General features: G+C 67.2%; 22 protein-coding genes. 15 read left to right on the top strand and 7 right to left on the bottom strand.

Going from position 1 to position 20,336, the window contains the following annotated elements:
- The first annotated feature begins 65 nt into the window (after positions 1-65).
- Genes crtY through PE061_RS17010 form a run of 3 tightly spaced genes read left to right on the top strand, consistent with a single transcriptional unit; the run spans position 66 to position 3,654 of the window.
- Entirely contained in the window at positions 66-1,214 is a 1,149-nt protein-coding gene (gene crtY / locus PE061_RS17020) for a lycopene beta-cyclase CrtY (RefSeq protein WP_271256416.1), read from the top strand.
- 9 nt (positions 1,215-1,223) lie between these two features.
- A complete protein-coding gene (locus PE061_RS17015; RefSeq protein ID WP_271256415.1) occupies positions 1,224-2,705 on the top strand; it encodes a phytoene desaturase in 1,482 nt (493 codons plus the stop codon).
- Positions 2,698-3,654 (top strand): phytoene/squalene synthase family protein, encoded by a 957-nt coding sequence (locus PE061_RS17010; RefSeq protein ID WP_271256414.1) that lies wholly within the window; start codon positions 2,698-2,700, stop codon positions 3,652-3,654. The genes PE061_RS17015 and PE061_RS17010 overlap by 8 nt, the downstream gene beginning before the upstream one ends.
- Before the next feature lie 44 nt (positions 3,655-3,698).
- Here the strand turns inward: PE061_RS17010 and PE061_RS17005 are convergent, their stop codons facing one another.
- Positions 3,699-4,196, bottom strand: coding sequence for a sterol desaturase family protein (locus tag PE061_RS17005; RefSeq protein WP_271256413.1), 498 nt, complete (start codon positions 4,194-4,196; stop codon positions 3,699-3,701).
- An 82-nt stretch (positions 4,197-4,278) separates the two neighbouring features.
- On the opposite strand from PE061_RS17005, the gene PE061_RS17000 reads away from it, so the two are divergent.
- The 4 genes from PE061_RS17000 to PE061_RS16985 all read left to right on the top strand — a co-directional run bounded on the left by PE061_RS17000 (position 4,279) and on the right by PE061_RS16985 (position 6,618).
- Positions 4,279-4,596 carry a hypothetical protein gene (locus tag PE061_RS17000; RefSeq protein WP_271256412.1) on the top strand — a complete coding sequence of 106 codons (318 nt, stop codon included), beginning with the start codon at positions 4,279-4,281 and terminating at the stop codon, positions 4,594-4,596.
- A 1-nt stretch (position 4,597) separates the two neighbouring features.
- Positions 4,598-5,017, top strand: coding sequence for a hypothetical protein (locus tag PE061_RS16995; protein WP_271256411.1), 420 nt, complete (start codon positions 4,598-4,600; stop codon positions 5,015-5,017).
- A gap of 231 nt (positions 5,018-5,248) precedes the next feature.
- Positions 5,249-5,914 carry a hypothetical protein gene (locus PE061_RS16990; protein WP_271256410.1) on the top strand — a complete coding sequence of 222 codons (666 nt, stop codon included), beginning with the start codon at positions 5,249-5,251 and terminating at the stop codon, positions 5,912-5,914.
- A gap of 182 nt (positions 5,915-6,096) precedes the next feature.
- Positions 6,097-6,618, top strand: coding sequence for a PEP-CTERM sorting domain-containing protein (locus tag PE061_RS16985; protein ID WP_271256409.1), 522 nt, complete (start codon positions 6,097-6,099; stop codon positions 6,616-6,618).
- A gap of 131 nt (positions 6,619-6,749) precedes the next feature.
- Here the strand turns inward: PE061_RS16985 and PE061_RS16980 are convergent, their stop codons facing one another.
- Entirely contained in the window at positions 6,750-7,823 is a 1,074-nt protein-coding gene (locus PE061_RS16980) for a DUF2855 family protein (RefSeq protein WP_271256408.1), read from the bottom strand.
- A 130-nt stretch (positions 7,824-7,953) separates the two neighbouring features.
- Between PE061_RS16980 and PE061_RS16975 the strand changes: the two genes are divergently transcribed.
- Genes PE061_RS16975 through PE061_RS16965 form a run of 3 tightly spaced genes read left to right on the top strand, consistent with a single transcriptional unit; the run spans position 7,954 to position 9,378 of the window.
- The gene (locus PE061_RS16975) at positions 7,954-8,397 is read left to right on the top strand and encodes an SRPBCC family protein (protein WP_271256407.1); all 444 of its coding nucleotides are present in this window, start codon (positions 7,954-7,956) and stop codon (positions 8,395-8,397) included.
- A complete protein-coding gene (locus PE061_RS16970; protein ID WP_271256406.1) occupies positions 8,381-8,716 on the top strand; it encodes an ArsR/SmtB family transcription factor in 336 nt (111 codons plus the stop codon). Before PE061_RS16975 ends, PE061_RS16970 begins: the two co-directional genes overlap by 17 nt.
- 50 nt (positions 8,717-8,766) lie before the next feature.
- Positions 8,767-9,378 carry a hypothetical protein gene (locus tag PE061_RS16965; protein ID WP_271256405.1) on the top strand — a complete coding sequence of 204 codons (612 nt, stop codon included), beginning with the start codon at positions 8,767-8,769 and terminating at the stop codon, positions 9,376-9,378.
- Between the two features lie 37 nt (positions 9,379-9,415).
- On the opposite strand, the gene uvrB is transcribed toward PE061_RS16965, so the two are convergent.
- On the bottom strand, positions 9,416-11,605 hold the full coding sequence (uvrB, locus tag PE061_RS16960; RefSeq protein ID WP_271256404.1) for an excinuclease ABC subunit UvrB: 2,190 nt from the start codon (positions 11,603-11,605) through the stop codon (positions 9,416-9,418).
- A 102-nt stretch (positions 11,606-11,707) separates the two neighbouring features.
- On the opposite strand from uvrB, the gene PE061_RS16955 reads away from it, so the two are divergent.
- The 5 genes from PE061_RS16955 (at position 11,708) to PE061_RS16935 (ending at position 15,952) form a co-directional block, all read left to right on the top strand.
- Positions 11,708-12,184, top strand: a complete 477-nt coding sequence (locus PE061_RS16955; protein WP_271256403.1) for a DUF3617 domain-containing protein — start codon at positions 11,708-11,710, stop codon at positions 12,182-12,184.
- Between the two features lie 85 nt (positions 12,185-12,269).
- The gene (locus PE061_RS16950) at positions 12,270-12,662 is read left to right on the top strand and encodes a VOC family protein (RefSeq protein ID WP_271256402.1); all 393 of its coding nucleotides are present in this window, start codon (positions 12,270-12,272) and stop codon (positions 12,660-12,662) included.
- Positions 12,659-13,990: an amidohydrolase gene (locus tag PE061_RS16945; protein ID WP_271256401.1), complete on the top strand. Its 1,332-nt coding sequence runs from the start codon at positions 12,659-12,661 to the stop codon at positions 13,988-13,990. Before PE061_RS16950 ends, PE061_RS16945 begins: the two co-directional genes overlap by 4 nt.
- 91 nt (positions 13,991-14,081) lie before the next feature.
- The gene (locus PE061_RS16940; protein WP_271256400.1) at positions 14,082-14,534 is read left to right on the top strand and encodes a DUF3617 domain-containing protein; all 453 of its coding nucleotides are present in this window, start codon (positions 14,082-14,084) and stop codon (positions 14,532-14,534) included.
- A 113-nt stretch (positions 14,535-14,647) separates the two neighbouring features.
- Positions 14,648-15,952, top strand: coding sequence for a serine hydrolase domain-containing protein (locus PE061_RS16935; protein ID WP_271256399.1), 1,305 nt, complete (start codon positions 14,648-14,650; stop codon positions 15,950-15,952).
- Here PE061_RS16935 and PE061_RS16930 read toward each other — a convergent pair whose 3' ends face one another.
- The 4 genes from PE061_RS16930 to PE061_RS16915 form a co-directional block, all read right to left on the bottom strand.
- Positions 15,953-17,152, bottom strand: coding sequence for a cation:proton antiporter (locus PE061_RS16930; protein ID WP_271256398.1), 1,200 nt, complete (start codon positions 17,150-17,152; stop codon positions 15,953-15,955).
- A gap of 102 nt (positions 17,153-17,254) precedes the next feature.
- Positions 17,255-18,370 carry an acyltransferase family protein gene (locus PE061_RS16925; RefSeq protein WP_271256397.1) on the bottom strand — a complete coding sequence of 372 codons (1,116 nt, stop codon included), beginning with the start codon at positions 18,368-18,370 and terminating at the stop codon, positions 17,255-17,257.
- 58 nt (positions 18,371-18,428) lie between these two features.
- Entirely contained in the window at positions 18,429-18,698 is a 270-nt protein-coding gene (locus PE061_RS16920) for a PepSY domain-containing protein (RefSeq protein ID WP_271256396.1), read from the bottom strand.
- A gap of 88 nt (positions 18,699-18,786) precedes the next feature.
- Positions 18,787-20,307: a fumarate hydratase gene (locus PE061_RS16915; protein WP_271256395.1), complete on the bottom strand. Its 1,521-nt coding sequence runs from the start codon at positions 20,305-20,307 to the stop codon at positions 18,787-18,789.
- Positions 20,308-20,336: the final 29 nt, after the last annotated feature.

The raw sequence follows: 20,336 nt of genomic DNA, 5'->3' as shown, positions 1-20,336 counted from the left end.
CGGGCGGGCGGCGGTCATGCAAATCCGGTGGCTTTTGCGCGCCGGGCTGGTACAGCTAGGCGGGCATGGATTTCGACCTGATCCTGGTGGGCGGGGGTTTGGCATCGGGGCTGGCGGGGCTGAGGCTCGCCGCGCGGCGGCCGGAGCTTCGCGTCGCGATCGTCGAGGCCGGCGAGCGCATCGGCGGCGACCACATCTGGTCCTCCTTCGACACGGACATGACGCCCGCGCAGCGGGACTGGACGGCACCGCTCTATGCCGCGCGCTGGCCGCGCTACGATGTCCGCTTCCCCGCCTTCACGCGCACGTTGCCGCACGGCTATGCGAGCGCCCGCTCGGCGCTGCTCGACGCCGCCGTGCGCGCCGCGATGCCGGCGGACCGCCTGCTGCTCGGCCGCAAGGTGCGCGGCCTCGACGCGGCGGGCGTGACGCTGGAGACCGGCGAGCGGCTCGGCGCGCGCGTGGTGATCGACGGACGCGGCCATGCGCCGACGACGGCGCTCGAACTGGCGTGGCAGAAATTCGTCGGCCTCGAGATCGAGACGCTGCGGCCGCACGGCCTCGCCATGCCGCTCATCATGGATGCGCGCGTCGATCAGGCGGACGGCTACCGCTTCGTCTACGTGCTGCCGTGGGACGAGCGGCGCCTGCTGATCGAGGACACCTGCTACAGCGACGATCCCGGCCTCGACGTCGAGGCCGTGAAGGCGCGCATCGAGGCGTGGGCGCTGGGCGCGGGGCTGGGTCCGCACGGCGTCGTCGGGGCCGAGCGCGGCGTTCTGCCGCTGGCGCTTGCCGGCAACATCGAGGCGCTCTGGGAGGCAGGCGCGCCCGGGGTCGCCCGGCTCGGGATGCGCGCGGGGCTGTTTCATCCGCTCACCGGCTACAGCTTCCCGGACGCCGTGCGCACGGCCGATCTCCTCGCCGACCTGCCGCGCTTCGATCCCGATCTCGTCTACAGCGCCGTGCGTGCGCACGCGACACGCACGTGGCACGGGCGGCGCTACTACCGCACGCTGGCGCGGATGCTGTTCCGCGCCGCCGCGCCCTCGGCGCGCTACCGCGTGCTCCAGCATTTCTACCGGCTGCCGGACGCGATCGTCGCGCGCTTCTACGCGGGCGCTTCGACGCGCACCGACAAGCTGCGCATCCTCGCGGGCCGCCCGCCGGTGCCCGTGGGGCGTGCGCTCGCGGTGATGCTCGGGGTCGATTAGGCGCAGGCGATGGCCGCAATCGCAGTGATCGGCAGCGGCTTCGGCGGCCTCGCGCTCGCGGTGCGCCTGCAATCCGCGGGGCATGACGTCACGCTGTTCGAGACGCGCGACAAGCCGGGCGGGCGGGCCTACGTCTACGAGGACAAGGGCTATACCTTCGACGCCGGACCCACGGTCGTCACCGATCCGACCTGCCTTGAGGCGCTGTTCGCGCTCTCCGGCAGGCGCCTTGCCGATTATGTCGACCTGATGCCGGTCGAGCCGTTCTACCGCCTGCACTGGCCGGACGGCACGACCTTCGACTACACGGGCGACGAGGCGCGGCTCTCCGCGGGGATCGCCGCGCTGTCGCCCGCGGACGTGGAGGGATACCGGCGCTTCTCCGCCTATTCCGAGGGCGTGCTGCGCGAAGGCTACGAGGCGCTCGGGCACGAGGCGTTCCTCGATTTCCGCTCGATGCTGGCGGCCTCGCCGCGGCTGATGCGCTACGGCGCGTGGCGCTCCGTCCATTCGGTGGTGGCGCGCCACATCCGCCACCCGAAGCTGCGCGAGGCGTTCAGCTTCCACACGCTCCTCGTCGGCGGAAACCCCTTCAAGACCAGTTCGATATACGCGCTTATTCATGCGCTGGAGAAGAAATGGGGCGTGTGGTTCCCGCGCGGCGGCACGCACGCGCTGGTGCGGGGCCTTGTGCGGCTGTTCGAGGATCTTGGCGGCACCGTGCGGCTCGGCACGCCGGTGACGGCCATCGAAACCGCCGGAAACCGCGTGACCGGCCTCGTCGCGGGCGGTGAGCGCCGCGCCTTCGATGCCGTCGCCTCGAACGGCGACGTCGTGCACACCTACGCCGATCTTCTGGGCGCGACGGCGCGCGGGAAGGCGGCGGCGAAGGCGCTGGAACGCAAGCGGTTTTCGCCTTCGCTGTTCGTCGTCCATTTCGGCGCGCGGGGGACGTGGCCCGAGGTGCCGCACCACAACATCCTGTTCGGGCCGCGCTACCGTGCACTCCTCGACGACATTTACGGCAACGGCGTTCTCGCCGACGATTTCTCGCTCTACCTGCATCACCCGACCGCGTCCGATCCCGGCCTGTCGCCGCCGGGGTGCAGCAGCTTCTACGCGCTGTCGCCGGTGCCGCATCTCGGCAAATACGATGGCGATTGGGAACGTGTCGCGCCTGAATACGCCGAGCGCATCCTCCGGTCGCTGGACGCGCATCTGCTTCCCGGCCTTCTCGAAAATATCGAAGTGAAGCGGTGGTTTACGCCAAGCGACTTCAGAACGGAGCTTAAGGCGCATCTCGGCTCGGCGTTCAGCCTCGAACCCGTGCTCTGGCAGAGCGCGTGGTTCCGCGTCCACAACCGGGACGACGTGATCCCCAACCTCTATTTCGTCGGCGCGGGCACGCATCCCGGCGCCGGGATTCCGGGCGTCGTCGGCTCTGCGAAGGCGACGGCGCGGCTGATGCTGGACGATCTTGCCGATGGATGAGCTGACCCGCTGGGCGAAGCGCAGCATCGCGCGGGGGTCGCGCAGCTTCGCGCTCGCCTCGCGGCTGTTCGACCCCACGACCCGCCGCCGCGCGTGGCTGCTCTACGCGTGGTGCCGTCACTGCGACGATACCATCGACGGGCAGGAGGGCGGGCAGGGCCGCGTGGCGACAGACGCGTCGGCCGAGGCGCGGCTGGCTGACCTCGCCCGGCGGACGCGGGCGGTGTTTGCCGGAGAGGAACAGAAAATCAACGCCTTCGGGGCGCTTGCTTCGGTTGTGCGTGAAACGCGAATACCGGAAGCCTGTCCGCTGGCTCACCTCGCCGGCTACGCGATGGACGTGTACGAGCGCCGCTTCCGCCATATCGAGGACACGCTCGACTACTGCCACCATGTCGCGGGCGTCGTCGGGGAGATGATGGCGGCGATCATGGGCGTTTCGCCGGGCGACCGCGACCTGCTGCTGCGCGCCGCCGACCTCGGCATCGCCTTCCAGCTCACCAACATCGCGCGCGACGTGTTCGACGACGCGGCGCTCGGGCGCTGCTATCTGCCGGAGGACTGGCTGGCCGATGCCGGGATACCGCCGGGCGACCATGTTCGGCCCGAGCATCGCGGCGCGCTCGTTGCGATCGTGGCGCGGCTGCTCGATCTCGCGGATGCCTACTATGCCTCCGCGCGGGAAGGCGCCCGGCGCCTGCCCCGGCGCGCGGGCCGGGCGGTGGTCGCCGCCGCGGACATCTACGCCGCGATCGGCGCGAAGGTGCGCGCGGGCGGAACGGCGGCGTGGGACCACCGGCAAAGCACCTCGGTTCCCGAAAAGCTGCGCTTCGTGGCGCGCGCCTTCCTGACGCCGCGCCTCACATCGCCGCTGCCGCCCCGGCCGGCGCTGTGGAAGAAAGGCGACACGCCGGACTGGACGCCGCCATCGCCGCTGCTTCCGGCGTGAGGCCGAAGTCGGCGAGGCGGTAGCGGTGGCCGACATGGCGGCGCTCACGCGCCCGTCGGCATCCGGATGTCGCCGCCGGCGCGCTCGAGTTCGGCCTTCAGCCTGCGGACGGGCGGCGCCCACAGGAAGCCGAACGACACGGTGCCGTGCTTGCTGCTGACCGCGTGGTGCAGCCGGTGCGCCTGCACGATGCGCTTCATGTAGGCGCTTTTCGGCACGTAGCCGTGCGCGATGCGGCGATGGACGATGACGTCATGGAAGCCGAAATAGATCGCGCCGTAACCCGCGATGCCGATGCCCACCCACATCCACGCCGGATGCCAGCCCGCTTCGACGCCGAGCCAGATGCAGGCGATCGAGGGCAGGGCGAACATGACGGCGAACCAGTCGTTCTTCTCGAAAAGCCCGGCGCGCGGCTCGTGGTGCGACTTGTGCAGCGACCAGAGGACGCCGTGCATCACCCAGCGGTGCGCCGCGTAGGCGACGCCTTCCATCGCGAGCGTCGCGGCGAGCGCGACGAGGATACCGGTCCAGAGGCTCATGCCGCCGTGCTATAGCACCGGGGTCAGCTTGGGTTAAGGCGGGCAGAGCGATGAAGCCCGTCCCGAAGCGGAGAGTCCGAGCATGAAGCCGTTGTCGATTGTCGTTACCGCCGCCGCGCTGCTTGCAGGCTGTGCGAGCTATGAAAGCCGTATCGAGCGCAGCCTGACGAGCGCGGGCGTTTCGCGGCCCGTGGCGGGCTGCATGGCGGACCAGATGGTGGACCGGCTCTCGACCGCGCAGCTCAAGCGCCTCGCGCGCTTCGCCAAGGGCGTCGACCGGCGCGAGGTGGAGCGCATGAGCCTGCGCGAGATCCAGAAGCGGTTCCAGGCGATCGGCGATCCCGAGATCGTCGAGGTGGTGACGCGCGCCGGGCTCGGCTGCGCGCTGATGGGGGCATAGGATGAAACGCCGCGCGCTGCTGATCCTGCCCGCGCTCGGCCTGCTCGCGGCGTGCAACCCGTCGAGCGCGGAGATCGAGAGCGCGCTGTTGTCGCGTGGCTTCGGCAAACCGGAATCGGCGTGCGTGGCGCGCGAGCTCGGCGGCAGGCTCCGGGAGCGCGACTGGCTGCTGATCGCCGAGGTGGCCGGGGACACGATGCGGACGCCCGACGAATGGCGCGACATGACCATCGGCGAGATCGGCGACAAGCTCACCCGGCTCGGCGACACGCACCTCGTCTCCACGCTGATGCGCGCCGGAATGGGCTGCGCGCTGCTCGGCGGCGAGCGCGTGGCCGGGGTTGCGCCCCGAAACTACGCCCCGACTACGCTCTCGCGAGGCGGAGCGTCACCGCGTCGGACAGGCGTTGCCGCCAGCTGATACGCGGCGGTTTCTGGGCTCGGCAGGCCCACAGCATCAGCAGCTTGTAGGCGCAGGGTCCGCGTTCCATCGTGTTCAGTCCCCGGTTTCGATGCGCCGAGGCTAAACCAGACCGGGGTTACAGGCATGTGACGTGCGTATGACGTGTCTTTGACTCGATTCGTCGCGCGGGTGCTGGACACGGAGATTCGGGCTGTGACACAACAGGCGGGATCAAAGGGGCGGGGACGTATGCGCCGGGGCAAATGGAAGGTGTTCGCGCTGACGCTCGGCGTTGCGGCCTGCGCCGCGCCGCCCGCACCGCCGCCACCGTCCCCCGCGCCGCCGCCTCCGCCGCAGGTCCTGCGGCCTCCGCAGCCGCCCGCCGGTGTCGACCCTGCCTACGTGCTGCCCGCGAAGGACAGCGAGGGACGTTTCCTCACGCCCAACGTCGGGCTCGGGCCGCTCGAGACGATGTTCAACGTCCGCTCCGCGCTCAACGTCGCGGCGCTGAGCTGCGTGACGGCCTCGAACACGGTGCAGCGCGACGGCTACAACCAGTTCCTGAAGACCCACAAGACGGTGCTGGCGAACGCCAACAAGGCGATCGACGCCAAGTACCGGCGCGAGCACGGCAGCGACGGCCTGCGCATCCGCGACACCCGGATGACGAAGCTCTACAACCACTACGCCTATCCGCCCATCAAGGCCGCGTTCTGCGCCAAGACGGCGCGCTACCTCGCGGCGGCGAACGCGCTGCCCTCGAAGGAACTGGAAGCGTGGTCGCTCGGCGCGCTCGCCGACATCGAGCAGGACTACCAGGACCATTTCCGCAAGATCGAGGCGTTTCAGGCCGAACTCAGGGACTGGCAGCAGACCCGGCAGGTGGCGGCGGTTTCAAGGGTAGAGCGCGAATAAAGGATCAACCGGTCCGGTCTGCAAAAACTGCAATCCAAGAGGTGGGGCGGGTAGCCTTACAAGGCTGTATAGTGTCTTGGATTCTTTACAGTTGTATCGAGGGACAATTCAAAAACATCGGAAAAGCGAAGGTGGTCCGATTCTTGCGTAAGTCTGCCGGTATTCTGCGAAGGGGGTATGTCATGAACTGGAAACTCTTGGCCACGGCGGTGATGGTATCTGCTGCAACTGCTACGCCAGCGGTAGCGGCTTTTATAGTGAATCCGGCCGGAGCTTCGGGAAGCTTCGGGTGGTCGGATGGCATTGGCCCGATCGACAATATCAACGGCACCTCGGAGACGGTCTTTTCGTTGACTGCGAACGCGGGTGACAGCGTTACGATCACCCTGACCGACTGCTGCCTTATCGGAGATCAGTTCGAACTGTATTTGGACGGTTCGCAGATTTCTCCGACTTCGGTTTCCGGCGGTGTGAGCTCTCCTTTCGCCTACCTGTTCAGCGACGTACTTCTGGCTGGCGGTGAGAATCTGTTTCAGGTCGTAGTTACGGCGCTTGCGCCGTTCCCGGGCGCCCTTCCGGGTGGTGCATCCTGGTCGTTCTCGGCGGTCACGCCCGGTACGGCGGTTCCGGAACCCGCTGCCCTCGCGCTGTTCGGTCTCGGCCTTGCCGGCCTCGGTATGACGCGTCGCCGCAAGGCCGCGTAACCCAGTCATAACGGCGGCGGTTCGAAAGAACCTTCGTTACACATACGGCCCGGCTCAGCATTCATGCTGAGCCGGGCCTTTTTCTGTCAGCCTGTTGGTTTTCCGGGCTGTCCGATACCGGCCGCAGGCGGTCAATCCAGCTCCACGACGATCGCCGCCGCGCCGCCGATCCTGCCCGCCGCGAGGTCGCGGTAGGCGGTTTCGGCGGCTTCGAGGCCGTGCAGGGTTTCGACCGCCAGCTTGTCGCGCACGGCGGGCACGAACTTCGCCCATGCCCGCCCGGTGACGTCCGCGAAACCGGCGGGGCCGAGGCGGGCGACCGTGGCTTCGGCGACGGCGGGGGCGAAGAACAGCGTCGGCGCGGGGCCGGGGAGGGGCGTGTCGCCGCCCTCCGTCCAATGGGTCATGCCGACGATGGCGCTGTGCCTGAGCGCATCGCCGAGCCGCCGGTGCACGGCGTGCGTGAGCGCGCGGTCGCCGGCGAAGTCCACGAAGACCGAGGGGCGCTGTTCCAGCGCGCCCACTTCGTCGTAGGTGAGCACGCGGTCGTACTGCCCGAGGCTTTCGGTGAAGGCGCGGTTCACCGCCGACGTCAGGCCGACGACCTGCACCGCGCCGCGCTTCGAGAGGTTGAACGCGGCCGCCATCGCGGTTTTCGACGAGGCGCTCGACAGGATCACCTGTTCAGCCCCGAAATCGCCCGCGCCCTCCAGAAAGCTGTCGATCAGCCACCCGGTCATGAACAGCGGCCGGAACAGCGCATCGAGCGCTTCCTCGCCCGCAAGGCGCGGCTCTACGCGCTGATAGCGGTTATAGATGTCGGCAAGGCCCTGCCGGTGCGACGCGGCATCGGTAAAGCCGCCGGGAGCAGAGGCGGGAGCCCGCACCAGAAGATGCGTGGCAAGCGGCCAGTATCCGTAGAAGCGGTCGCCCACAGCAAACTCCGGCGCGCGGCTCTCCACCACCTCGCCGAAACCCCAAACGGGAAGGATGCCTTTGCCCTCGGGGCCCGGAAAGAAACGCCAGTAGCCGAGCATCTCGCCCGCCGCCGCATAGGTGACGTTGTTCGCCGTCAGCGCGATGCGGTGGACGGCGAAGAGCACGTCGCTGTCGCCCACCTCCGGCAGCGGCTTGCTGTCGCGCGTGGTCACGGCGATGGCTCCGCGCGTGATGAGTATCCGCTTCCCGAAAACCGTCTCTGTCATGATCCGTCCTCCCCGCGTGCGATCCTATCGAAACGCACCCTGCATGGGCAGCTGACGATTTCGTGCAACAAATCGGTTGCGTGATGAACGGCTAAATGCAACATAATGATTGCATGAAAAGGAGGCAGACATGACCGGCACCGACAGGATCGAACAGCGCGTCTATCTGGCCGCGACACCCGAACGCGTATGGCGCGCGCTGACGGATGCGGCGGAGTTCGGCGCATGGTTCGCGAGCGACCTGGACGCGCCGTTCGCGGAAGGGCGCACGGTCTCGATGACCTGCCTCGGCGAGCGCTTCGCGGTCGATATCGTGGAGATGACACCGCCCCGCCGCCTCGTCTGGCGCTGGCATCCGGGCTGGGTCGACCACAGCCTCGATTATGCGAAGGAGCCGAAGACGACGACCGCCTTCGATCTCGTGCTGCACGCGGAGGGTACGATGCTCACCGTCACCGAAACAGGCTTCGATGCGATCAACGCGGCGCGGCGGCCCTCGGTGTTCCGCGACAACGTCAACGGCTGGCTCGAACAGGCCGCATCGCTGAGGAAATACATTGAAAGCGCAGGCTGAACGCGCACCCGATCGCGCCGCACAATTCGCCGCCCTCGGCGACCCACAGCGCCTCCGCCTCGTGGAAACGCTGGCAGAGCGCGGCGAAGCCTCCATCAGCGACCTCAGCAGCGGCGCGGGCGTCACGCGTCAGGCCGTGACGCGGCATCTCAAGGTGTTGGAAGGCGCCGGGCTGGTTCAGGGCACGATCCGCGGCCGCGAGCACGTCTGGGTGCTCGACGCCGATGGACTCGCTTCAGCGGAGGCGGAGTTCGAACGCCTGAAAGCAGCGTGGCGTCAGCGTCTGGCGCGTCTCAAGCTGCTGGTGGAAGGGGAGTAGTCAACCCAAGCCGTTTTCGATAGCCATGAGAGTTGTTGGCGGGAGGGCGCATGGCTCGGAATGATTGGTTCCGCAACACGACCTGGAATGCGGAAATAGAGGCGAACTTTGAGCAGAAGCTGCGCCGAGCACGCCAAAAATTCCAATATTTGAGGATACAGGCATGGTATTTGACGGAGACCCACCCCAAAGTAGCACTTGGCTTGCTTGAGCAATATTTTAGCTTGGGTGAAAACGTCGATATATCGCAAGCTTATGTACAAAGAGCGCAAGCACTTGTTGCTCTCAACGATTTCGATGGTGCCTTTGCCTCATATGAGGCAGCTCTTGAGCAAGAGTGCCAACGACCGTCGATCAAAACACAGGCTTACCTGGATTTTCCATGCTTAGTGCTCGAAGCCAAAAGAGAGTCTCTGTACGCTCGCGCGCTTGAAATCCTGAATACCCACAGTGAGCGTCCCATGTTCCCCGTCGACCGTTTTCGGGCACACGGAGCACGGGCCTTACTGCTTCACTATTTTGACCGAAAGGAGGAGGCGCAGGCTGAGGCTGCGTTAGCGATGGCGGCGGCTCAAAAACTCAATCCGGCTTTCGGTACCACGAACACCTTGGGCTGGTACGAAACACCGATGATGAGTTTTCTGTACGAGTCGCAGCGTTGACAGCGTAGATGACTCTTATGAGTTCACGGCCTGAATTTTAGATACCCATCCTCCGCGGTCGCGTCTTCCCGAACCGTGTTTTCCGCGTGCCCGGCTTGCCTTCCATCGCCCGGCCCTTGGGCCTTGCCACCTGCAAGTCCGCCGGAAGTCCAAGCTCCGAGGCTTCGAGCTTCCTGATCTCGTCGCGGATGCGGGCGGCGGTTTCGAATTCGAGGTCGGCGGCGGCGGCTTTCATCTTCTCTTCGAGCTCGGCGATCCAGGCCTTGAGGTTGTGGCCGACGAGGTGCGGGGTTTCCTCGTCGATCTCCACGGTGACGCGGTCGGCCTTGTCGGTGACGTGCGCGATGATGTCGCCGATGGTCTTGCGGATCGTCTGCGGCGTGATGCCGTGCTCTTCGTTGTAGGCGACCTGCTTGGCGCGGCGGCGGTCCGTCTCGGCGAGCGCGCGCTCGATGGAGCCGGTGATCGTGTCGGCGTAGAGGATGACGCGGCCGTCGACGTTGCGCGCGGCGCGGCCGATCGTCTGCACGAGGCTGGTTTCGGAGCGGAGGAAACCTTCCTTGTCGGCATCCAATATGGCGACGAGGCCGCATTCCGGGATGTCCAGCCCCTCGCGCAGCAGGTTGATGCCGACGAGCACGTCGTAGACGCCCATGCGCAGGTCGCGGATCAACTCGATGCGCTCCAGCGTCTCGACGTCCGAGTGCATGTAGCGGACCTTGATGCCCGCCTCGTGCAGGAACTCGGTGAGGTCCTCGGCCATGCGCTTGGTGAGCGTGGTGACGAGCGTGCGGTAGCCCTTCGCGGTCGTCTCGCGGATCTCGCCGATGAGGTCGTCGACCTGGCTTTCGACCGGGCGGATCTCCACGGGCGGATCGACGAGGCCGGTGGGGCGGATCACCTGCTCGGTGAAGACGCCCGCCGTGCGGTCCATCTCCCACGGGCCGGGGGTCGCCGACACGAAGGTCGACTGGGGACGCATCGCGTCCCACTCGTCGAACTTCAGCGGGCGGTTGTCGATGCACGAGGGCAGGCGGAAGCCGTATTCGGCGAGCGTCAGCTTGCGCCGGAAGTCGCCGCGCGACATGGCGCCGATCTGCGGCACGGTCTGGTGGCTTTCGTCCACGAACAGCAGCGCGTTTTCGGGGAGGTATTCGAACAGCGTCGGCGGCGGCTCGCCGGGCAGGCGCCCGGTGAGGAAGCGCGAATAGTTCTCGATGCCGGCGCAGCTTCCGGTCGCGGCGATCATTTCGAGGTCGAAGTTGGTGCGCTGCTCCAGCCGCTGCGCCTCCAGCAGCTTGCCCTCCGCCTCGAACTCCTTGAGGCGTTCGGCAAGCTCGGCCTTGATGGCGAGCGTCGCCTGCTTCAGCGTCGGGCCGGGCGTCACGTAGTGGGAGTTCGCGTAGACCTTCACCGTGTCGAGCCGCGCGCCCTTCTCGCCGGTCAGGGGGTCGAACTCGGCGATTTCCTCGATCTCGTCGCCGAAGAAGCTGATCCGCCACGCCATGTCCTCGAGGTGGCTGGGGAAGACCTCGAGGCTGTCGCCGCGCACGCGGAAGCTGCCGCGCACGAAGTTCGTGTCGTTGCGCTTGTATTGCAGCGCCACGAGCTTCCTGATGATCTCGCGGTTGTCGACGCTCTCGCCCTTGTTCAGCTTGAAGGTCATCGCCGAATAGGTCTCGACCGAGCCGATACCGTAGAGGCACGAGACCGAGGCGACGATCAGCACGTCGTCGCGTTCGAGGAGCGCGCGCGTCGCCGAGTGGCGCATCCGGTCGATGGCCTCGTTCACCGAGCTTTCCTTCTCGATGTAGGTGTCCGACCGGGGGACGTAGGCCTCGGGCTGGTAGTAGTCGTAGTAGCTGACGAAATATTCGACCGCGTTGTTCGGGAAGAACGACCTGAACTCGCCGTAAAGCTGCGCGGCGAGGATCTTGTTGTGGGCGAGGACGAGCGTGGGACGCTGCAAGGCCTCCACGATCTTCGCCATCGTGAAGGTCTTGCCGGAGCCGGTGACACCGAGCAGCACCTGGTCGCGGTCTCCCGCCTCTATCCCTGAAACGAGCTCGGCGATCGCCTGCGGCTGGTCGCCGGACGGCTGATAGTCGCTCGCCAGCTCGAAACGCCGCCCGCCCTCGGACTTCTCCGGGCGCTCGGGACGATGCGGCTGGAACACCGGCTGCTCCGATGGGTCGGTCAGCGAGGTGCGAATCCGGATGTTGGTCATTGTTTAACTATGGGGGGAGTAGGGGCGGAATGCCAGATGGGCGCCCTGGGTCCTCGACCGGTGGCGGTGGCCGTCTGGTGAACGACAAAGGGGTCTCAAGAGATGAAACGTGTGCTGGCCGGCGCCTGTATTGCGCTGATCGCGACGTCCGCGGTCGCGGCGCCGAAGACGACGACAACCACAACGAAGACGGCCGCGCCCGCCAAGACGCTTTGGGTGACGACGGGTTCGGTCGTCAGCGTTTCGGGAACCGGCCTCAGCGCCGCCGACATCAAGACGATCAAGAACCGGAAGCTTTCCGGCAGCACCTGCATGGCGCGCGAGCCTTCGGCCGCCGACATCCAGACCGCGATCGGCAATACGTTCGGGTCGTGCACCTTCTCGAAGTTCGGTCTCGCGGCGAGCACGATCCGCGCCGTGATGCAGTGCAACGGCGCCTATGGCCCGATGACGGCGGACTTCCTCGGTTCGCGCGGCGCGACGACCTATTCGGGCTCGACCTCGGCGATTTTCGCCGGGAGCAAGGGCCAAGTCTACGTGAAGTCGGTGATCAGCGGGAAGATCAGCGGCAACTGCTGATGCTTTTTCGGGGCGGACCGGCTGGCGGTCCGCCCCGCGCATTGCTAGCCTCGCCTCTCGAATCCTTTGGAAACGGGAGGCACTCATGCTCGGCTATGCAACCGTCGGCACCAACGACATCGAAAAGGCGCGCGGTTTCTACGACGCGCTGCTCGGCACGTTCGGCGCGAAGCGCCTGATGGCGTTCGACAACGGCTTCACCATGTACGGCACCGGCTATGACGCGCCGATGCTCGCCGTGACGCCGCCCTACGACGGCAAGGCCGCGACCGTGGGCAACGGCACGATGATCGCGCTCGCGGCGGGAAGCCGCGGGCAGGTCGACGAGGTTTACGCGAAAGCCCGCGCACTCGGCGGCGCCGACGAAGGCGCGCCCGGCATTCGCGGAGAGGAAGGGCCGCAGGCGTTCTACGGCGCCTATTTCCGCGACCTCGACGGCAACAAGCTGTGTGCGTTCCGCATCGGAGGCGCCGAATGAAGCGCTTTCTGCTCGCCGCCGCGGCGGCCGTGGCCCTCGCTGCCCCCTTTGCCGGCCCCGCCGCCGCCGATCCGGCGCTGAAATCGGCGATCAAGACCGACTACGACGCCTATCTCGGCCCGCTGTTCACGCACTTTCACCAGACCCCGGAGCTTTCCTATCTCGAAACCGAGACGGCGAAGCGCATGGCGGCCGAGCTGAAGAAGACGGGGGCGGCGATCACCACCGGCGTCGGCGGCACCGGCGTCGTCGGCGTGATGAAGAACGGCGACGGACCCGTGCTGCTGCTGCGCGCCGACATGGACGGGCTTCCGGTCGAGGAGAAGTCCGGGCTCGCCTACGCCTCGAAGGCAAAGCAGAAGGGCCTCGACGGGCAGGTCTATCCGGTGATGCACGCCTGCGGCCACGATACGCACATCACGGCGATGGTGGGCGCCGCGCGCCGTCTTGCCGCGATGAAGGACAAATGGAAGGGCACGATCCTGTTCGTCGTGCAGCCCGCCGAGGAGCGCGTGGGCGGCGCCAAGGCGATGCTGGCGGACGGGCTCTACACGCGCTTTCCGAAGCCCGACTACGCGGTCGCCTTCCACGTCGCCTCGAACCTGCCGACGGACAGGATCAGCGCGTCCGAAGGGCTGCAATATTCGTCGGCCGACAGCGTCGACATCACGGTGCACGGCGTCGGCGCGCACGGCGCCGCGGCGCATACCGGCAAGGACCCGGTCTACATCGCCTCCGTCATCGTCGTGGCGCTGCAATCCATCGTGAGCCGGGAGGTCGGCCCGCTGTCGCCCGCGGTGATCACGGTCGGCGCGTTCCATGCCGGGCACAAGCACAACATCATCTCCGACCGCGCCGACCTCCAGCTCACCGTGCGCGCCAACGACGAGGCGACGCGCGCGCAGCTCATCGCCGCGATCGAGCGCGTGGCGAAGAACGTCGCGCGGGCGAACGGCGTCGCCGAGGACAGGCTGCCCGAGGTGAAGGTCAGCGAGGGGACGCCGACGACGATCAACGACACGGCGCTCGCCCGGCGCATGAACGCGGCGTTCGCGCGCGATCTGGGGCCGGACGTGATGGTGCCGTTCGTGCAGGAAACGATGGGGGCGGAGGACTTCGCCTTCTTCGTTCAGCCCGAACTCAAGGTGCCCGGCTATTACTTCGCGGTCGGCGGCACGCCGCAGGCGGCGTTCGACGCGGCGAAGGCGGGCGGGCCGCCGGTGCCGTCGCACCACTCGCCGCTGTTCAAGGTCGCGCCGGAACCCTCGGTGACGCTCGGTGCCGAGGCGATGGTGACGGCCGCGCTCGAACTGCTGAAGCCGCGCTGACGATATTTTATGGTTAACGGCCTGTTATCTTTACCCTGATTGCGCCCGCAGTATAATCGCGGGCGTAATTCAGGCACAAAGGGCTTCCCTCATGCGCGCCGGGTCCAGGCTCCTGCTTGCAGCGACAGCGGCGGTGCCTCTGGCCGCCTTCGCCGGAAATGTCCTCACGCCCGGCAAATGGGCGTCGACCGGCACGGTCACGTCCGTCGACATGCCCGGAATGCCGCCCGAGGCGCTGGCGATGATGAAGAAGCGCCCGATCAGCCACAGCTATTGCCTGACGCCGGAACAGGCCGAGAAAGACCCGCGCCAGATGTTCAAGGGCGACAACGGCGAATGCGAGTACACGAAGTTCAGCATGGCTGGCGGCAAGCTCAACGCGGCGATGCAGTGCAAGGGGCCGCAGGGCAGGATGACGATGACGATGCTCGGCACCTACAGCGCGACGAGCTATGAATCGACCAACGTCATGGTCGTCGAGGGGCCGCGCGGCAACATGCGGATGACGTCGAAGATCAGCGGCAAGCGCACGGGCGCCTGCTAGCAACGCCGGGGCGCGTCCTGCCGGCCCGATACCATCAAAGCCTCTCAAAGCTCATCGCTTGTCGGGCCTTTCACCGCCCCATAGCTTTCGCCCGACCTTGGGGAGGACACACCATGAAAGCCATGACCGGCATCGCCCTTGCTGCGGCGGTCCTTGCCGTATCCGCGCGTGCGGAGCCCGCGTTTCCCGATGCCGCCGCCAGCGATCCCGCGGCGCTCGGCTGGATGCAGGGGTCGCCGCCGCCGCCGGACAGGCGCATCGCGTTCGGCGACTACAGCTTCTTCACCTTCCCGCAGTGGCGCTGGAGCTTCTCGCACTGGCGCGAGCTGATGCCGACGGTAGGCGTTTCGCGCGGGGCGGGGCCGGTGAGCGCGCTGCCGCGCGCCGAGCGCGGCGACATCGACGCGGTGACGTTCATGCCGATGGGCGGCACGAAGCCCATGACGTGGGCGGACTCGCTCGCCGCCAACTACACGGACGGCATCGTCGTGCTCCACAAGGGGCGGATCGTCTATGAGCGCTACTTCGGCGCACTGAAGCCCGAGGGCGAGCACATCGCCTTTTCCGTAACCAAGTCGTTCGTCGGCACGCTGGCCTCCATGCTCGTCGCGGAAGGGAAGCTCGACACCGGGCGGACGGTCGCATCCTACATTCCCGAACTGAAGGACAGCGGTTTCGGCGACGCCACCGTCCGGCAGGTGATGGACATGACGACGGGGCTCGACTTCACCGAGAAGTACGGCGATCCCGATTCCCCGTTCGCGGGCTACGTCGCGGCGCTCGGCGCGGGGCCGCGCCCGGCGGACTACGCGGGGCCGGACGGCGACTACGCCTATCTCGCCACGGTGGCGAAGGCGGGCGCCCACGGCGAGGCGTTCACCTATCGCACGGTCAACACCGACGTGCTCGGCTGGATCGTCTCGCGCGTCGACGGCAAGCCCTTCACCGAACAGCTTTCGGAGCGGATCTGGGCGCCGATGGGCGCGGAAGCCGACGGCTATTTCCAGATCGACCCGGTCGGTACGCCGTTCGCGGGCGGCGGCTTCAACGCGCGGCTGCGCGACCTCGCGCGCTTCGGCGAGCTGATGCGGCGCGGCGGGCGCATGGGCGGGAAGCAGATCGTGCCTGCGGCGGCGATCGCGGACATCGTGCGCGGCGCCCGCAAGGAAGACTTCGCCAAGGCCGGCTATGCGACGCTGCCGGGCTGGAGCTACCGCAACCAGTGGTGGGTGAGCCACAACGCGCACGGCGCCTACACCGCGCGCGGCATCCACGGGCAGGCGATCTACATCGACCCGAAGGCCGAAATGGTCATCGCCCGGTTCGCCTCGCATCCGATGGCGGCGAACGCGAACTTCGACCCGACCTCGTTGCCCGCCTACCAGGCGCTCGCCGAGCACCTGATGCGCGCGAAATGATCAGGTCGCGGGTTCGGGCGGCGATTCCATGTCCCGCGTCAGCCGGTCCGCCAGCTTGAACATGAACGGGTTGAGCGCGATCGAGAGCAGCGCAGCGGCGAGGATCAGGTTGTTCGTCTCGTGCGAGATCAGCTCGAGCGTCACGCCGAGGCCGGCGAGGATGAACGAGAACTCGCCGATCTGCGCGAGGCTGGCGGCGATGGTGAGGCCCTCGCGCCGGTTGCGGCCGAACAGGTTGGTCACGGCGATCGCCGCGAGCGACTTGCCGACGAGGATGATGGCCAGCGTCGCGAAGACGCCGATAGGCTCGCGGACCAGCGTCGCCGGATCGAACAGCATCCCGACCGACACGAAGAACAGCACCGCGAAGGCGTCGCGCAGCGGCAGCGAGCGTTCCGCGGCGTTGTGGCCGAGCGGCGTGCTGTTGAGCACGAGACCCGCCACGAAGGCGCCGAGCGCGAACGAGGCGCCGAACACCGCGTAGGCGAGCCACGCGATGCCGAGCGCGATGGAGAGGACGCCGAGCGTGAACAGCTCGCGCGAGCGCGTGTGCGCGATCCACACGAGAATCGTCGGCATGGCGCGCACGCCGACGACGAACATCAGCGCGAGGAACGCGGCGATCTTCGCGAACGTCCACATGATCTCCCGCGCGATCGCCGCGCCGCTGTCGTGCGCGCCCATGTTGACCAGCAAGGGCAGCAGCACGAGCGCGACGATGATCACCATGTCCTCGACGAGCAGCCAGCCGACCGCGATCTGGCCGATGCTCGTCTTGAGCTGGCCGCGGCTTTCGATGGCGCGCAGCAGCACCACGGTCGATGCGACGGAGAGCGAGAAGCCGAAGATGGCGGCTTCCGGCCCCGACATGCCCATCAGCATCCCGACGCCCCAGCCGAGCGCGGTGGCGACCGCGATCTGCGCGATGGCACCGGGAAGCGCGATGGACTGGACGCGGACCAGTTCCTTCGGGGAGAAATGCAGCCCGACGCCGAACATCAGCAGGATGACGCCGATTTCGGCGAGCTGCGGCGCGAGCGAGAGGTCGGCGACCCAGCCGGGCGTGAAGGGGCCGACGGCGACACCGGCAAGAAGATAGCCGACGATCGGCGAAAGTCTCAGCCGGTTCGCCAGCATTCCGAACAGAAAGGCGAGCACGAAGCCGCCGACGAGGATGAGGATCAGGTTGTCGTGGTGCACGCGCCTCGCATTTCGATTTCGAATGAGTTTGCCTGATCTTATACAGGCCGGGGCTCGCTCGTCACCGTACTTCGGCAAGAATTGTTCGCGATTGCGGCGTCTTCAGGATACCGAACGGGTCGCGGGCATGTCGGCGGGGTCCGCCTTCAGCCGCCCGCCGCTCAGAATCTCCGCCGCGCGCGGCGCGAACAGCATGAGGAGCTGGCCGAGCCCGAGTGCGAAACCGAGCGCGAGCAGCGGATGCACGACGAGGAGAAGCGGGTAGGCGGGCGATCCGAGCGGGCCGGTCAGCGCCAGGAACAGCGGCGTCGACAGCCAGATCAGCACCATGTGCGAGCAGAACAGGAAGAAGGCATAGGGTTCGAGCCAGCGGAACATCGCGGGCCGCGCCGCGAGCGCCCAGGCGACGCGCGCGAAGGCGAGCGCGGCGGTGAGGCGGAGTCCGAGGTCGAAGAGGGGCATGATCTGCGGCGACATCGCCGTGCCGCCGGGCACGGGCACGCTGACGATCAGCTTGATCGCGGCGACGGCGACGAACGGTGCGAGCGCCGCGGCGAACGGCACCCCGGCGATACGCGCGCCGAGATCGTGGCGGCGCGCGGCGATACCGAGCAGGAAGAACAGCAGGATCTGCGACCGCAGCATCAGCGGAAAGAACCAGTTCGACACGCTCCACGCGGCGACGAGCAGGATCGCGCCCGTCAGCCACGGTCCGCGCAGCCGGAGCAGCAGCGGCGCTATCGCCATGCAGACGAAGAGGTCGCGCAGGAATGGCGTCTGCACGTTGATGTGATTGGGGGTCAGGATCGAGAGCAGCTCGTCGATCAGCCACCAGAGGCTTTCCGGGACGGGCGCTTTCAGGAAGCCGAGCCATGCCGTGCCCGAGACGAGCAGGATGGCGAGCGCGTTCCAGAGCGCCATCGGCAGCAGGATCGTGCGTGCCTTGCGCGAAAGGAACGCGCGCCACGAGCGGATCGCGGCGCCCGCGACGAGATAGCCCGAGATCATGCCGAGCAGCGGCACGGCGCTGCGGCCGAACACCTCCATCAGCACGAGACGGAGCATCCCCTGCCCGGTGGCGGCCGCCGCGGCGAGTTCGGCGCCGCCGAGGCCGGTCCACGCGTGCACATAGACGATGCCGAGCACGCACAGCACGCGCGTGACGGCGATCGTGTCGGAAAGGCGCGGCGAGAGCGGTTCGCCCGCAGGCCGTCTCACGCGGCCCGGATCAACGGATACGCCGCTCAAACGCAAACTTCCCGGAGGCCGGTTCGCATCAGTCCTTCTTCTCCCGCACGATCTGGAAGTCGGTCGTGCTGAGCTTCACATCCCACTTCGAGCCGTCCGCCTTGCGCGCGTCGTCGACCTCGAAGTGCGGGCCGTCGTCGTCGAGTTCGATCTCTTCCCAGCTGACGTAGCCCGCGGCTTTCAGCACGGGGATGATCTTTTCGATTTCCGTCGCGGTCGCACCCCGATCCGCAAAGGCGGGCGCGGAAATGCCGATGAGCGCTGCCGCGCCGATTCCCGTGGCGATCTGCCGGAACATGGCTGTCTCCTTCTTGTGGACACGGGCGAAACGATCGCTGCGTTTTGTCGGTTCCTCAATACGAAAGCGGTTCGGCGTGCGCGCGGCGCTATTCGGCGGGCTCCAGCAGCCGTTCCTTCGCGATCTTCTCGCGCCAGACGAGCGGCGCGAGGTGGTGCACGCTCTCGCCCGCCGCATCGACGGCGACGGTGACGGGCATGTCGCGCACCTCGAACTCGTAGATCGCCTCCATGCCGAGGTCCTCGAACGCGAGGACCTTCGCGGACTTGATCGCCTTGGAGACGAGATAGGCCGCGCCGCCGACCGCCATCAGGTAGGCGGCCTTGTGGTCGCGGATCGCGTCGATCGCCGTGGGGCCGCGCTCGGCCTTGCCGACCATCGCGATCAGGCCCTGCTCCAGCATCATCCGCGTGAACTTGTCCATGCGCGTCGCGGTGGTGGGGCCGGCGGGGCCGACCGCCTCGTCGCGCACCGCATCGACCGGGCCGACGTAGTAGATCACGCGGCCCCTGAAATCGACCGGAAGCGGCTCGCCCTTCGCCAGCATGTCCTGGATGCGCTTGTGCGCGGCGTCGCGGCCGGTGAGCATCTTGCCATTGAGGAGCAGGCGGTCGCCCGGCTTCCAGCTTGCGACGATCCCGGGCGTCAGCGTGTCGAGGTCCACCCGGATCGCTTCCTTGGACGGCGCCCATTCCACCTTCGGCCAGTCGGCGAGGTTCGGCGCTTCGAGATAGGCGGGGCCGGAGCCGTCGAGCACGAAGTGCGCGTGGCGCGTCGCGGCGCAGTTCGGGATCATCGCGATCGGCTTCGAGGCGGCGTGCGTCGGGCAGTCGTAGATCTTGACGTCGAGCACGGTGGCGAGCCCACCGAGGCCCTGCGCGCCGATGCCGAGCGCGTTCACCTTGTCGTGGATCTCGATACGCAGTTCCTCCAGCTCATTCTGCGGTCCGCGCGCCTTCAGCTCCGCCATGTCGATCGCTTCCATCAGCGATTCCTTGGCGAGCGTCATGGCCTTTTCCGCCGTGCCGCCGATGCCGATGCCGAGCATACCGGGCGGGCACCAGCCGGCGCCCATCTGCGGCACCATCTCCAGCACCCAGTCGACGATGGAGTCGCTCGGGTTCAGCATCTTGAACTTGGACTTGTTCTCGCTGCCGCCGCCCTTCGCCGCGACGGTGATCTCCACCGTGTCGCCGGGCACCATCTCGATATGGACGACCGCAGGCGTGTTGTCCTTCGTGTTCCTGCGCGAGAACGCCGGGTCCGAAACGATCGAGGCGCGCAGGCGGTTCTCCGGGTGGAGATAAGCGCGGCGCACGCCTTCATCGACCATTTCCTGAACAGTTCTCGTAGCTTGCCACTGGACGTTCATACCAATCTTCACGAAGGCGGTGACGATGCCCGTGTCCTGGCAGATCGGGCGGTGGCCTTCGGCGCACATGCGGCTGTTGGTGAGAATCTGCGCGATCGCGTCCTTCGCGGCCGGTCCCTGCTCCAATTCATACGCGCGGCCGAGCGCGCGGATATAGTCCATGGGGTGGTAGTAGCTGATGTACTGGAGCGCGTCGGCGACCGACTCGATGACGTCTTCTTCGCGGATCACCGCCATGCAAAAGCCCTCTCGAAAAGACCGATTTG

The organism is Sphingosinicella microcystinivorans (assembly GCF_027941835.1).
Classification (GTDB): Bacteria; Pseudomonadota; Alphaproteobacteria; order Sphingomonadales; family Sphingomonadaceae; genus Sphingosinicella.
This window is presented reverse-complemented; position numbering and strand designations above follow the sequence as displayed.